Annotated in this window: 13 protein-coding genes and 2 pseudogenes; 5 read left to right on the top strand and 10 right to left on the bottom strand. The window is 62.3% G+C overall.

Annotated features, from left to right (window positions below):
• Nucleotides 1-123: 123 nt before the first annotated feature.
• On the bottom strand, nt 124-315 hold the full coding sequence (locus ABIV12_RS08800; RefSeq protein WP_348058349.1) for a DUF3606 domain-containing protein: 192 nt from the start codon (nt 313-315) through the stop codon (nt 124-126).
• Between the two features lie 455 nt (nt 316-770).
• Between ABIV12_RS08800 and ABIV12_RS08795 the strand changes: the two genes are divergently transcribed.
• On the top strand, nt 771-1,043 hold the full coding sequence (locus ABIV12_RS08795) for a hypothetical protein (protein ID WP_348058346.1): 273 nt from the start codon (nt 771-773) through the stop codon (nt 1,041-1,043).
• 106 nt (nt 1,044-1,149) lie between these two features.
• On the opposite strand, the gene ABIV12_RS08790 is transcribed toward ABIV12_RS08795, so the two are convergent.
• Nucleotides 1,150-1,392 (bottom strand): hypothetical protein, encoded by a 243-nt coding sequence (locus ABIV12_RS08790; protein WP_348058344.1) that lies wholly within the window; start codon nt 1,390-1,392, stop codon nt 1,150-1,152.
• Between the two features lie 77 nt (nt 1,393-1,469).
• On the opposite strand from ABIV12_RS08790, the gene ABIV12_RS08785 reads away from it, so the two are divergent.
• The 3 genes from ABIV12_RS08785 to ABIV12_RS08775 all read left to right on the top strand — a co-directional run bounded on the left by ABIV12_RS08785 (nt 1,470) and on the right by ABIV12_RS08775 (nt 4,125).
• Nucleotides 1,470-1,787: a hypothetical protein gene (locus ABIV12_RS08785; protein WP_348058342.1), complete on the top strand. Its 318-nt coding sequence runs from the start codon at nt 1,470-1,472 to the stop codon at nt 1,785-1,787.
• Between the two features lie 156 nt (nt 1,788-1,943).
• A complete protein-coding gene (locus ABIV12_RS08780; RefSeq protein WP_348058340.1) occupies nt 1,944-3,563 on the top strand; it encodes an MFS transporter in 1,620 nt (539 codons plus the stop codon).
• Between the two features lie 124 nt (nt 3,564-3,687).
• Nucleotides 3,688-4,125: a hypothetical protein gene (locus ABIV12_RS08775; RefSeq protein ID WP_348058338.1), complete on the top strand. Its 438-nt coding sequence runs from the start codon at nt 3,688-3,690 to the stop codon at nt 4,123-4,125.
• Between the two features lie 411 nt (nt 4,126-4,536).
• On the opposite strand, the pseudogene ABIV12_RS08770 reads toward ABIV12_RS08775, so the two are convergent.
• Nucleotides 4,537-5,031 (bottom strand): annotated as a pseudogene (locus ABIV12_RS08770) (GAF domain-containing protein); the annotation flags it as partial.
• 902 nt (nt 5,032-5,933) lie between these two features.
• On the opposite strand from ABIV12_RS08770, the gene ABIV12_RS08765 reads away from it, so the two are divergent.
• A complete protein-coding gene (locus tag ABIV12_RS08765; RefSeq protein ID WP_348058336.1) occupies nt 5,934-6,464 on the top strand; it encodes a hypothetical protein in 531 nt (176 codons plus the stop codon).
• Between the two features lie 103 nt (nt 6,465-6,567).
• Here the strand turns inward: ABIV12_RS08765 and ABIV12_RS08760 are convergent, their stop codons facing one another.
• The 7 genes and pseudogenes from ABIV12_RS08760 to ABIV12_RS08730 all read right to left on the bottom strand — a co-directional run.
• Complete coding sequence (locus ABIV12_RS08760) at nt 6,568-6,771, bottom strand: hypothetical protein (RefSeq protein ID WP_348058334.1); 204 nt, start codon at nt 6,769-6,771, stop codon at nt 6,568-6,570.
• A 594-nt stretch (nt 6,772-7,365) separates the two neighbouring features.
• A complete protein-coding gene (locus tag ABIV12_RS08755; protein WP_348058332.1) occupies nt 7,366-7,830 on the bottom strand; it encodes a hypothetical protein in 465 nt (154 codons plus the stop codon).
• Between the two features lie 118 nt (nt 7,831-7,948).
• Nucleotides 7,949-8,989 carry a PIG-L family deacetylase gene (locus ABIV12_RS08750; protein WP_348058330.1) on the bottom strand — a complete coding sequence of 347 codons (1,041 nt, stop codon included), beginning with the start codon at nt 8,987-8,989 and terminating at the stop codon, nt 7,949-7,951.
• Between the two features lie 186 nt (nt 8,990-9,175).
• Complete coding sequence (locus ABIV12_RS08745; RefSeq protein WP_348058328.1) at nt 9,176-10,444, bottom strand: glutamate-5-semialdehyde dehydrogenase; 1,269 nt, start codon at nt 10,442-10,444, stop codon at nt 9,176-9,178.
• Entirely contained in the window at nt 10,441-11,604 is a 1,164-nt protein-coding gene (proB, locus tag ABIV12_RS08740; protein WP_348058326.1) for a glutamate 5-kinase, read from the bottom strand. Before proB ends, ABIV12_RS08745 begins: the two co-directional genes overlap by 4 nt.
• Nucleotides 11,597-12,892, bottom strand: coding sequence for an argininosuccinate lyase (argH, locus tag ABIV12_RS08735; RefSeq protein WP_348058324.1), 1,296 nt, complete (start codon nt 12,890-12,892; stop codon nt 11,597-11,599). Before argH ends, proB begins: the two co-directional genes overlap by 8 nt.
• A gap of 193 nt (nt 12,893-13,085) precedes the next feature.
• Nucleotides 13,086-13,205: pseudogene (locus ABIV12_RS08730) on the bottom strand (N-acetyl-gamma-glutamyl-phosphate reductase); the annotation flags it as partial.

Here is a 13,205-nt window from a genome sequence, read left to right as displayed (position 1 = left end):
GTCAACGGTGAGCCACGACCGCCCCGAGCTTGCCCCTATCCTACGATAGGCTTTCAACAACATATAGTCCTTTTCACGCCTGCGCCGCCGAACTTCAGCAGCCGTTCGAACTCTGCCGGGCCATCATCCGGTCGCCGCAATTGAATAGGTCGTATCGAGCCAGACCTGGACAGCGGTCACTGACGGGCCTGCGGCCGCCACGGCGCGCCGCAGGTCTGCCCGACTGCAGCCCAATTCTCCGGCCCAGAATTCCGCGTCTTCTCGTACATCGATTCGCGTGGGGTCGGTCGGGCCATCAAGGTCGTCGCTGCTCATGCAGATCTCGTCGCAGGTGATATGCCCCCATTCTCGAAGCGCCATGCTGAACGTCATGCGGACGAGCGTTATAAACCGGGCAACGACACGCTCTCTATGCACGGAACTCTGACCGGGGGCGGTCTGTCCTATGCACAGCCGCCACGACCCCATCGTTGTCTCCTTGCAAGCCAATGACACAAATTGCCCAATCGACGTGGGGCATTTGAATCTCCCGCGTGGGCGGGGCGATCGCTACGATCTATCCATCCTTCGTGCGCTTCGGCCATGGAGATGAAAGAGTTGAGTGTGCACTTTCGTTGCGGCGCCCGAATTGGCGCGGTGGCGCGAGTTTGCCCGCTGGACTCCATGCACATCCCTGCGACTGGAACCTGATCCATTCAGAGTCGGTCGCATGGTCTTCATTAAAGTCGTGCGCGCCATCAAGCGCACTCTGAGCAATGGATCGATCGACGATGAAAAAAACACCTGTCACCGTCAGTGTCGGATCGCTCAACGACGACATTGCAGCGCTCGCGGCCAAGGTTTACCGGACGTTGATGGATGGCCCGCGCCTCGTGTGGGCAGATGATGACGGGAAGGTCTACTCGGGCGAAGCAGGCGACCGCCATGGCGTGCCGCCCTCGTGGATCGCTGGCACGTTCGCGTTCGGTCAGGCCGCCGACGACATTGAAGGCGACCTTCTCGCACTACGACGGGAGCGGTCGAAAGACTGGATCATCGACTGATCGGACGCAGCGGATCACCGTGGCCCGGCATTTCACGCGTGCAGGCGAAATGCATGCGCACTAGTGCACATGGCGTCATCGGTCTTGCGCCGCCATAACGAATCGGTCACAGCTGCTTCACGAAAGAAATATTCCAGGCCTGTAGGCTTGGGTCTCTTGCAAATGCCGCCATTGCGTTGAACGCCGTCGGGTGGATGTTCGCTCCGGCGCGGCACTCATGTTGAACGTCTGCAAACACCTGCCTTGCGCGAAACAAGTCCGCTCCGTCGATCCTGGAGCGGTCTTGGTACTGGCCGATGCCGCCAGCTCGTCCCCGGTAGCCGAAATTCCGTTTGCCCGATGTGATCATTTCGGCTGCAGGTGAGGCTCAGATTGAACATACCGATTGACAGGTTTCTCAAACCCCTTCTTGTTGCGGGCATTGAAGTGCGTGCCGAATCGTCGAGCTTGGCAGGGTTGCTCGACGACACGATGCACGAGTTTCATCTTGCCACCGCGGCGGTATCCCCGCCCGGCTATCACTGGTTCGATCTTTACGTCGACGCCCAGAGCGGCGAGCAGCGGGCCGCCGTGACGGCACACGGGGTGCTCTCGCGCATGGTGGAGCGCGGCGACACCGGCCGAATCGAGGATTTCCGCATCCTGTTCGGCAAGCAATGGCTGGAGATGGGCGAGACAGGCGCGCGGAAGTGCAGGCGCCTTCGTTCGCCAACCTCGTCGTTGCAATCTGACGTGGATCGTTGAAGCCGAGTCACGCGAGGCAGTCGGCGCTTCCGACATCTGTGTCCACCCGAATCGAGAATTCGCCGTGCGATGCGACTTCGCGACGCGGATTCCTGGCGCGCGGCTGAGTCGGACCAGCCTGTATGCTCGCGCCGTCGCATCAACGGAATCTGCTGCATGCGCTCCGACGCGCTTCCTTTCCATCACCCCGCTGCGTTCTGGCTCGGTTGCATCCTCATGAGCGGCGGCGTGTTCGCGCATGTCCCGATGTTCGCGATGGGAGCGCAGACGCATTACCACCTTGCCGGCATGCCGATGGATGCGACCATGCTCCTCGGCATGGCGCTGATCCCGATTGGGCTCGCATTGTCGGCGTACGGATTGATGCCCCGCCTGGATCGACTGCGGCGCGCGGCGACAGGGGCACACTCGCCGGAATTTCACATCGCCGACCGGGTTCCGCTCGGGCGCGAGCACTGGACGCTGGTGCTCGCGATGGCTGTCGCGCTTGCTGTCGACGTGATGAAGCCGGCCACGCTCGGTTTCGTCATGCCCGGCATGGTGAGCGAGTACGGAATCAGTCGGCAAACCGGTGCGCTTCTCGCCCTCGTCGCGCTGACCGGAACCACGATCGGCTCGGTCGTGTGGGGCCGCATGGCCGACCTCATCGGACGCCGCGCTGCGATCCTGCTTTCTGCGCTGATGTTCATCGGCACCTCGATTTGCGGCGCGATGCCGACGTTCGAGTGGAACCTTGCCATGTGCTTTCTGATGGGCACCTCGGCTGGTGGCTTGCTGCCAATCGTGTTCACGCTGATGGCCGAGACGATTCCAGCAGCCCATCGGGGATGGCTGCTGGTGGCACTCGGCGGTGTCGGCACGTCCGCCGGTTATCTGCTCGCAGCAGGCGCGGCAACCCTGCTTGAACCCGTGTTCAGCTGGCGGTCGTTGTGGCTGATGGGTTTGCCGACCGGTGCGCTCATCATCGCGCTCAATCGCTGGATCCCGGAATCGCCACGTTTTCTGGCGAGCGTCGGCCTCGGCGATGCGGCGCGCGCTGTGTTGCTGCGTTTCGCGGGCAATCAGCCGTCGGCCATCACGGTGGGCGCACCGACCGGCTGCAATGATCCGCTCTCGACGGAACCACGCGACGCCGCGGGCCTCCGCGCGCTGCTGCGTGGACGCCACGCGCCGATCACCCTCGGACTGTTCGTTTGCGGCGTCGCGTGGGGTCTGGCCAATTTCGGATTTCTGCTGTGGTTGCCGATGACCCTCGCTCACCTGGGTGTCGGCGCTGCTTCCGCCAATGCTCTTCTGGCGCAATCGGCCATGCTCGCCTTGCCTGGAATCGGGGTGGTGATCTGGCTCTATCAACGCTGGAGCAGTCTCAAATCGCTACTGCTCTTCATCGGATTGACCGCCGCGGCGCTGCTCGTCTTCGGCGCAATGGGCGCGATGCAAGTGCAATCTCCGATCGCCGCAATGGCGGCAACCGTCGCGCTTCTCGTCAGCATCAGTGGCGTCATCTCGATGCTGATTCCGTACGCAGCCGAGATCTATCCAGTGCGGCTGCGTGGCACGGGATCGGGCATCATCGCAGCGAGTTCGAAACTCGGGGGTATCATCGGCGCCGGACTCGGTGTGATCGGCTTTTTCGAACACTTCGCGCTGTCCGCGGTGACGATCGCCGTACCAATGATCGTCGCGGCACTGCTGCTTTTGCAGTCGGGCATCGAGACGCGTGGTCGTCGACTTGAAGAGATCGAGAAGGAATTCGGCGAGCCGGGACCAAACTGATCTGCGCGTTCCGGATCGTGTCGGAACCGTCAAATGAATCGCGCGATACCCGAATCGCTCCGAAAGATCGGTTCGTTCAGTCGAAGAGTGTTGTTATGAAGGCCCCACGAAGCAGGAGTCCGCCATGAAAGACCACATCTTGATTCTCGGCACACTGGCACTTTCACTGGCGACGAGTCTGGCCATTGCCCAGACCGCTGCGGATAAAAACGGGACGACGCCAACGGGCAACCAGGACTCGATGCCGCACAAGACGGATGCAATCAACCGCCAGGATGAACGCTCCGGAAACAACCTTGCGGCAAGCAAAAAAGACGCAACCTCCACCGGCGATTCCGATCCGGCAAAGACAGATCATGTGATGTCGCAGGATGGCAAGGACGGCAACAATCTTTACGGCGGCGCGGCATTCGACAAGCTTGATCCGAAGAAAACCGGGATGATCAGCATGGCGGATGCGAAATCGAATCCATGGCTGGCGCAGAATTTCAAGAAATGCGACAGCAACAGCGATGGAAACGTCAGTCGGGACGAGTACGTCGTCTGTTCGCCAGCACGATGAATCAGGTTTGTTGACACGAAGCCGGATCAATCCTGCGCTTTCGAAGAACTTGAGTTCGGGGCGTTCGAGCTTTCCGGTTCGCACGTGGACGAGCCGCCCTTGACCGGCAGTCCACGGCGCGGTCACTTCACCAGTCGGTACCGGTCATGACGCTGTTTGCAGGGATGCCGTTGGATGCGGTCGGGGCAGAAGACCCCGACCTCGACTATCGCGGCCAACAGCTGGGATCGCGTCACGCCGAAATAGTCGCACCAGACTGCGCGGTCCGGGGATTCTGTGCAGGTCATTTCGAAGAGGCAGACCGGGTCACCGTACGTGTCACGCCCGCCGCTCGTGATCCTGCAGAGACCATTCTCCAGCCGATCAGAGAGCGCCGCTCACGGGAGTGGCTCGAAGGCGACCCAACTCGGTGACTGCGCGCCGATGTTCGAGCAATGCGACGGTCTGACGCGCCAATGCGGAAAGCGCATCCAACTGGTCTCGATGCAACAGGCGCGGTCGCCTGTCGATCACGCAGACCGTGCCAAGCGCATGTCCATCCTCGGAGATCAGCGGAGCCCCCGCGTAGTAGCGGATCCGCGGATCCCCGACGACCAGTGGATTGTCGCGGAAGCGATCGTCCCTGAGCGTGTCGGGCACCACCAGCATGCTCTGGGCCATGACGGCATGTGCGCAGAACGACGCAGCAATCGGCGTTTCCTTGCCGGGAACTCCCACTGCGCTCTTGAACCACTGGCGCTCGGAGTCGACCAGGCTGATCAATGCGATCGGCGTCTGGCAGATCATCGACGCAATCCGCGTGATGTCGTCAAAGAGCGCCTCCACCGGAGTATCCAGCACTGCGTAGGATCTGAGTGCGGCCAGACGTGCCTGGTCCTTGGCAAACCGGATGGATTCACTGTTCATTGCCGATGTCCGAAAGCAATCAAGAAAACGAGTCGATGGTACGCGTGACTCGTCAAAACGAAGTGTAGATGAGTTGAACGGGATGAGGACATCGTGCCCACCCTGCTGTGCTTCCTGGGGCGGAGGAGCAACTGCGGCAATGGGCGCCGCTTCGAACCCATGCGATTGCAACATCCTTTCTTGACGAGGAAATCACCAGACCCGGCCAAGCCACACGATTCGGCGCCAGCAGGTGCAGACATCGGTTTTCGCCACGCCATTCACGCTCCCGACGACGCTGTATCTACCTGTCTTCTCACATGGAGAAGCATCGCACCGCGGAACCTTGAATCTGCCAGGAGCGCTTGCAGTTTTTTGCGTTTGCTTTACGCGTGAATTTCCCGTTTGTTTGCGTGGATTCAGCTACGGGAGACCATCATTGCTCCCGCAACGTTTGGCGAAACTCCCTCCCCTGAGTCCCTCCCACGTCTGCGCTGCGCGTGAGCGCCGCACTCAAGGTCGAGATACCTGCCATGGATGGCCATGATGATCGGGCCCGGTGAAAACCGGGCCCGATTTCATTTCCGGTTCTGCGTGCTGCGTGCTGCGACGTTGAACTTCCGACATCATTTCCAGCCCGGAAATTTGGCGCCGCCGCGAAGGCGCGGAAGGATGGCCAAAGGGAGACGTGGATGAGTGGATACTTAACGGCCTCCTCAGCAACGGGACACCCGTTTTTACTGGGTTCACCATCGGGCGTTCACAGTCACCGCCGACCCGGGGAACACCATGATCAAATCGACGACGGACGCGTTCCGCGCGCTGACGATTGCATCAAATTCCTCGAGAACCGATTTGATCCACCTGCGCTGCGGGCAGGACAACGGTCGGCTCGTCCCTTACTCCAACGAAAGGAAATCTCCATGAAACAGCTCGTCATCGCCACCTGTCTCGCCGCAGCATTCGGACTCTCTGCGTGCGCCGAGAAATCGCCCGCCGAGGCGAACCAGGATATCGCCAAGGCGCAACAGCAAGCTGCGAAGGATGTGGCCGACGCTGCGAAGAAGGCATCCTCCACGGTCGATGAAGCACGACAGAACGTGGACGTCGCCAACGCAAAGGCGTCTGCGGACGTTGCCGAGGCAAACGCCAAAGCGAACGAGAAGATCAACGATGCCACGTCGGACGCGTCGAAGGTGCAGGGCGATGCAAATGAGAAATTGGCAACTGCCCAGGCAGACTCGTACGACAAGGAAGCGAAGGCGCGATACGACCTCGCCATCACCAAGGCCGACGCGGATTACAAGGTCGACGTGCAGAAGTGCGAGGCCCTGGAGTCGGGTCAGCAGTCGGGCTGCAAGGATGTCGCGAAATCGACCAGCGAGCAGATGAAAACGCGCGCAGCCAAGGAGCGGGATGATGCGGAGTCGGCTGCAAAGAACATGAAGCGCTAAGCGCCGACAATAAAAAAAGCGGAGGGAACTCGAGGTTCCCTCCGCCGGTTTTGAAAACGAGAGATGCGTCAGGTGAGCTCAGCTCCCGTCGCCGGCAAAGCGACTATTCGGCCGCATCGTCCTCTCCACGCGGATCGATGAGGCTCTCCTGCTCCATCCCCTCAAGCGCGGCCCTTTCCTCATTGCTTTGTGTCTCGTCGCCGAAGTCATCGGCGGCCTCGACGTCGATCTCCTCTTCGATGTCTTCCGGACCATCATTTATTTCTTCGGAGGTGGGGGAACCAGGATCGGTCTTTTGTGTTGCCATGATTGGAACTCCTGAAAGACGGTGGATTGGCGCAATCTGTATGAGAACGGAAGCCCACGCAGCCATCGTCCACCATTTTCCCTGAATCGACGCAGATGCACGCAGCTCCGACACGGAGTCGTGCGGAATGAGCCCAGTGGATCGATGGCGTCGATCACAGAGTCAGCCCCGATTCCGCACAAAGCGCGTAGATGTGGTCGCTACTCAACCCGGCTCGGAGCGTCAAATGGCGAATCAACCGCGCAAGTGCGAACATTTCGCGTGTCGGTGCCTTGTCGAAGCAGGGGGCGTCTTCTGCTCCGCCCATTGCGAGGAACATGCGAACGACACCGCAATCGGACGATGTGGCTGTGCCCACGGCGACTGCGATCAATCAATCGTGGAGATGGTGCCGGACCTCGTCCCGGCCTGAATCTCACGCGCGGAGTGACGGCGATCAGCACTGTGCATCGGCCCTTTCACCGTGACGCACGCCAGCGGGGATGATCCTGCAATCGCGAGGAACCCCGCTATCTGCTGCAACCCGGTTCCCGCCCATGAAAAACCCGGCTCCAGGCCGGGCTATTTTTCACGCAACGCTCACGCGCGATCCCATCAGCGGCTCGACTGCTTGCGGTGATCGCCCGGGCGGCTCTTGCTTTGCGGGCCAGCGGACGGCTGCGGATCGAGATCGTTCAACAGCGCGCGCAGGTCGACTGAGACGGTTGCCCCGTTTCCTGCAATATCGAGCGCCGCCATCGATTTCTTGGCAAGGGCAGCGCGGTCGATGTACAGCTCGCGATCCTGTTCGGGCGGGCGCGTGGTGCTGCACAAATTGCGATTCAATCGCAGCAGGCTCGTCCCAGAACGCTGCCACGGATGTGCCGGTGAAAGACGCTTCACCATCACGCTGTCGAGTTTGACGAGCACGGTTTCATCGCTGATTTCGGTGCAGCGCCCGATGCCGATATCATATGACATGGATTTGTATATCCTTGATAAAACGAAAGTATTCCGGCATTCGCAAGCGGCCGGAGGCAGAATTTGCAGGGGGTGCAACCGGGCGTCTGGAAATGCCAATACTCCATTATGACAGGTCGCGCGTAAGATTCCGTTAGCCGCCCGTTGCGGTCGCGAGCGGCACGTGCGTCACGAAAAGATGCGGCGAATCTCGTCTGGCAACCGGACGTCTGTTGCCTCAGGCCATATCGCCAGAGATCGGGGCGAGTTCGGCCGTCACAATGGCCGGGAGTTCCCGGGTATCGAACCATCGCTGTCGATCGAAGATCATCACTCGCGGCAGTGTTCGATGGATCTTCGCGAAGGCAACGCTGGTTGCAAAGTCGAGGGTCGGCAATGACACCAGCCACGCATCGGACGTCGGTTCGATCGTCAGCGGCGGTGCGCGGCCACTCACCTCGACCGCGGATCGTGCAGGCAGCACGACCCGCCATCGCCGGGCTTGCGTAGCCGCCGCTGCAATCACCAGCAGTTCGTGTCGACGAGGCAGTACGGGATCTGGAACGCGCGAAATACGCAGCGTGGAGTGCCGGGCGGCAAGGCCATTGGCAACGATCCCATCGACTTCAAAATGCTCCGCGCGTGATGCCAGTGCTCTCAGGCGCCCGGCACTCAACGCCATCTGGCTGACGTAGGCGGCCATCGCCGCCTGCTTGCGCTGCTGAAATGCGCTTGCGCGCAAAACCGTGCTCGCGCTTGCGTCGACACGATGCACGACATAGCCCAGGCGAATGCACGATGACTCGTTTCGCAGCAGGGCCAGTTCGAGCATCACGCGCAGCGCGCTGTGATCGGGGTGACGATCGGCCAGTGTCGGCATCGCGAGGTGAGTCGGCGTGAACGACGAAAGCGACCGCACCAATTCCTCCAGCGCCGCATCGTCACGCATCAGCGCCTCGGTCAGGCCCTGGTCCGGCAGGCCGAGAAATTGCAATGCTTCAGGCGAGTCGATGCCAAGTTCCGCCATCGCCTGAGCCGCCTCGCGTCGCCGTCGCGCACCCCAACGCTGTCGATCGGCAGGGCCGACGGTCCAGCGACGTTCGAGCCAGCGCTGCGGCCAGGGATTGTTGTCACCGTCGGTGGCGAACACGACGCGGACCGTCGCTCCTGCAGCACGCGCGGACTGGATCAGCTCGCCAGCCGCCAACGTCTCGTCGTCCGGGTGCGGCGCAAAAACCATGAGTCGATCGTTGGCGCAAAACGCCGGCAGTGCATTCATCGACGTTCAACCGGGATCAGCACGGGCATCGTCGAGTCGCTTCCAGACGTCGGAGCGCACAGCCTATCGCAACTCCCGGAGGAATGGCTGCGCCGCTGCGTGCCCTCGATGCAAATTGGTTGCCCCCCGGCGATTGGATGCGCGCACACCACCTGCGTTGCCAGCGCTCGACACACGAATCGTTCCTCAATGCGATCCGGCGTGCCGAACCTGGCCTTCACCACGCACGACGAAGCGTTCGATCGTCAGGGCTTCCGCACCCATCGGTCCGTATGCGTGAAGACGGGTGGTGGAAATGCCGATTTCGGCACCGAGTCCAAGCTCGCCGCCGTCGCTGAAGCGTGATGACGCGTTGACCATCACCACTGCCGAGCGCATCGCGCCGACGAATTTGCCGGACACGACCGCGTCCCTCGCGGCGATGACCTCGGTATGGTCGGAGCCGAACCGGCGAATGTGCGCGATCGCAGCGTCGACATCGTCGACGACACGAACGGCAATGACCAGGTCCAGGAACTCCGCAGCATAGTCATCGTCGCTCGCCGGCATCAGACCGTCCGCCAGCGCGCGACTTCGCTCGCATCCACGGATTTCGACCCCGCACTCGCGCAAGCGCGCAAACGCCCGCGGCAGGAATTCCGGAGCACTATCAACGTGGACGAGCAGTGTTTCAAGCGCATTGCAGACCGCAGGCCGGGTCGTCTTGCCGTCGATCAGCAATGCCAGCGCGAGATCTGCATCGGCGGACGCATCGACGTACAGATGACAGACGCCCTGGTAGTGGCGGATGACCGGGACGCGCGCATGCTCGGCGACGAATCGAATCAACTCAGGACCGCCGCGCGGAATCGCGAGGTCCACCAGGTCGCTCAGCTGAAGCAGTTCGAGCACCGCTTCCCGGCGAAGATCGTCAATCAGGGTGATCGCCGCCGCCGGCAGACCGCTTGCGCGCAATGCGTCCTGCAGCGCGTTCGCAATCGCCCGGTTGCTGTGGATCGCTTCGGAGCCACCCCGCAACAGAACGACGTTGCCAGCCATGAAGCAGAGTGCGGCGGCATCCGCAGTGACGTTCGGTCGCGACTCGTAGATCATTGCAATGAGTCCCAGAGGAATTCGCACGCGCTCGACCACGAGTCCGTTCGGCCGCACCTCGCGACGCGTCACCGTTCCGACCGGATCGGGCAAGTCGCCCACGGCACGAACGCCGGCCGCCACGTTCGCCAGCCGCTCGGCGTCGAGGAGCAAGCGATCGACAAGCGCCTCACGTCGTCCGGAACCGCGCGCGGCCGCTACGTCGATCTGATTGGCCGCAAGGATCGCGTCGGCCTGCGCATCGAGTGCCGCCGCCATCGCGCGCAACGCATCGCGCTTCTCCGAAGTCGACAGCGCCGCAATGGTCACACCAGCCGCGCGCGCCGCTAGCGCGAGCTCGCGCATGCTTGTCGGCGCATTCATGGCGTCGCCTTCTCGGTCATGGCAACAAGATCGTCGCGCCGCACGACCGAGTCGCCGTAGCTGAATCCAAGCACCGATTCGATATCGCGCGTATGCCGCCCCGCCAATCGACGGATCTCGCCAGCGGAGTACTGGCACAGCCCGCGGGCGATGATCGACCCGTCAGCGGCGTCGCCCGCCACTACATCGACGATATCACCGCGGGAGAATTCACCGTCCGCCCCGACAATGCCTCCCGGCAGCAGCGAAGCGCCACCCGTCAACGCACGGGACGCTCCCGCGTCGATCCGGATGCGTCCGCCCGATCCCGGCGCGTGGCGCAGCCAATACTTGCGCGCGGCGAGACGCGTGCCTGACGCGTTGAATCGCGTGCCGCGAAAACTCCCATCGCCGATCGTCGCGATCACTGCCGCATTGCCGCCGTCGAACAGCACGGTCGAGATCCCGGCATTGGCGGCTTTTGCCGCGGCTTGCAACTTCGTGTGCATTCCGCCGGTTCCGACGGCGCTACCGGCGTCCCCGGCCATCGCGAGAATCTCCGGCGTGATCGCGTCAACGACTGCGACTGGACGCGCCGCCGGATCGCGCGCTGGATGTGCGCTGTAGAGACCCGCGACGTCGCTGGCAATCATCAGCACGTCTGCGTCGACCAGCGCCGCGACGATCGCCGCGAGATTGTCGTTGTCGCCAAGCTTCAACTCCTCGACCGCGACGGTGTCGTTTTCATTGATCACCGGCACCGCGCCGAGACGCAGGAGTTCCAGCAGCGTATTGCGCGCGTTGAGGTAGCGACGCCGGTTGCGTAGATCATCGTGACTCAGCAGCACCTGCGCCACCGGCGCGTCGATCAGCGCCTGCCAGAGACCCACCATGCGCGTCTGTCCCATCGCTGCAAGCGCCTGACGCAGAACGATGCCGCCTGCACGTCGCCGCTCTTCGGAAATACGCGCGCGCCCTGCCGCGACCGCTCCGGACGACACCAGCACGACTTCGCGACCGGCCGAGCGCGATGCCGTGATGAATGCGGCCAATCCACGCGCGTTGTGGTCGGACAATTGCCCCTGTCCATCCGTGAGCAGGCTGCTGCCGACCTTCAGCACAGCGCGTCGCCAAGGCGGCAAGGCCTGCGCGGCGAATGCATCGTTTCCACGATCACTCATCGAAGGCGCGCCAGCGATCACGCAACTCGTCCAGTCGAAGGTCGGCCGATGCGCCAGCCGATACGCGCGCAGCGAGACTGCCTTCCGGTGTGCGTCCCTGCCCGGCTGTTTGCGACGACTCCGCGGCATTGCGGTACGCATCGCGAAATGGAACGCCGGCAACCGCCTGCTCCACGGCGCGATCGGTCGCATACATTGCAGGTTCGATTGCAGCGCGCATCGTCGCTGCATTCCATTCGATCCGCGCCAGCAGATCGGGCAGCAACGCCAGCGCGCCGAGGCCCTGGCGGAAGCCGTGGAAAATCGCGCCCTTGGAAAATTGCAGGTCCCGCTGATACCCGGACGGAAGCGACAAGAGTTGTTCGATCTCGGTGCGCGCCGCGGCGACGCTCGCATAGGACGCGCGCATCAGTTCGATCACATCCGGATTGCGCTTGTTCGGCATGATCGAACTGCCGGTCGTGTACTGCGCGGGCAGGTGCACGAATGCGAATTCCGCCGTGGTGAACAACGACAGGTCCCACGCCAGCCGACGCAGGTCGAGCACCGCAGCGCCGAGCGCATCGAGTGCGCCAATTTCGAATTTTCCGCGTGACAACTGCGCGTAGATCGGATTGACCTGCAAGCGTGCGAACCCGAGCGCCTGCGTGGTGTGCGCGCGGTCGAGTGGAAGGTTGACGCCGTAGCCCGCCGCAGTCCCGAGCGGATTCGCATCGATCCACGCCAGCGTATCGCGCGCCCGCTGCGCATCATCGATGAACGCTTCGGCGAATCCGGCAAACCAGAGTGCGGTCGACGAAACCACGGCGCGTTGCAGGTGCGTGTAGCCAGGCAGCGGCAGCGATTCGCGCGCGGCGCGCTCGAGGCAGACGTCCGCGGACGCGCGGCACACCACGAGCAGCTCGCGGAGCTTGTCCTTCAACCAAAGGCGCGTCGCGACGAGGATCTGGTCGTTGCGGCTGCGCCCGGTATGCACCTTTCGGCCCGCATCGCCGAGGCGCTCGGTCAATCGGGCCTCGATCGCCGAATGGCCGTCTTCAAACCGTTCGTCGAGAATGAATTGGCCGGACGCGAAATCCTGCGCGAGGATCGACAGCTCGCGCACGATGTCGGCAGCTTCGATCGCCGTCACGATGCCGATGTTGGCGAGCCCCTGGACATGAGCCTTGCTCGCTTCGATGTCGTGATGCAGGAACTCGCGATCGAGCACGACATCGTCGCCGGCGAGGAATCGCATGATTCGCTCGTCGGTGTGCGTGCCGGATTTCTGCCAGAGAAGATCACTCATTCGGATTCACCTTGTCGCCAACCGTGATGCAGGACCGATGCGAACGCTTCGTCGACCAAAAATCCCGTCCTCGAATGGAGCGACCAGCGCGTCGGCGGAAACGTACTTGATTGTTGGGACGAAATCGCGGGATGGACGCACGGAAGAATCCTCGAAGCGGGTTGGAAAAAATGGATCGTGCAGCACGCGCACGTCACGGTTGCACGATTCCCTCCAGCTCGTCGAAACCGAATGCGCGATTCACATTTTGCAGCGCCTGCGTCGCGGCGCCCTTCAGGAGATTGTCGAGCGTCGCGACAATGACAACTCGCCG

It is taken from the genome of Dokdonella sp. (assembly GCF_039926425.1).
In the GTDB taxonomy this organism is placed as follows: domain Bacteria; phylum Pseudomonadota; class Gammaproteobacteria; order Xanthomonadales; family Rhodanobacteraceae; genus Dokdonella_A.
The sequence above is the reverse complement of the archived record's forward strand: the minus strand, read 5'-3'. Positions and strand labels throughout refer to the sequence as shown.

Excerpts from the sequence above, each read along its gene's own strand:
- ABIV12_RS08780 (WP_348058340.1), top strand. The coding sequence starts at position 1,944 with ATGCGCTCCGACGCGCTTCCTTTCCATCACCCCGCTGCGTTCTGGCTC.
- ABIV12_RS08760 (WP_348058334.1), bottom strand. The coding sequence starts at position 6,771 with ATGGCAACACAAAAGACCGATCCTGGTTCCCCCACCTCCGAAGAAATA.
- ABIV12_RS08790 (WP_348058344.1), bottom strand. The coding sequence starts at position 1,392 with ATGATCACATCGGGCAAACGGAATTTCGGCTACCGGGGACGAGCTGGC.
- argH (WP_348058324.1), bottom strand. The coding sequence starts at position 12,892 with ATGAGTGATCTTCTCTGGCAGAAATCCGGCACGCACACCGACGAGCGA.
- ABIV12_RS08745 (WP_348058328.1), bottom strand. The coding sequence starts at position 10,444 with ATGAATGCGCCGACAAGCATGCGCGAGCTCGCGCTAGCGGCGCGCGCG.
- proB (WP_348058326.1), bottom strand. The coding sequence starts at position 11,604 with ATGAGTGATCGTGGAAACGATGCATTCGCCGCGCAGGCCTTGCCGCCT.
- ABIV12_RS08750 (WP_348058330.1), bottom strand. The coding sequence starts at position 8,989 with ATGAATGCACTGCCGGCGTTTTGCGCCAACGATCGACTCATGGTTTTT.
- ABIV12_RS08795 (WP_348058346.1), top strand. The coding sequence starts at position 771 with ATGAAAAAAACACCTGTCACCGTCAGTGTCGGATCGCTCAACGACGAC.
- ABIV12_RS08775 (WP_348058338.1), top strand. The coding sequence starts at position 3,688 with ATGAAAGACCACATCTTGATTCTCGGCACACTGGCACTTTCACTGGCG.
- ABIV12_RS08765 (WP_348058336.1), top strand. The coding sequence starts at position 5,934 with ATGAAACAGCTCGTCATCGCCACCTGTCTCGCCGCAGCATTCGGACTC.
- ABIV12_RS08800 (WP_348058349.1), bottom strand. The coding sequence starts at position 315 with ATGAGCAGCGACGACCTTGATGGCCCGACCGACCCCACGCGAATCGAT.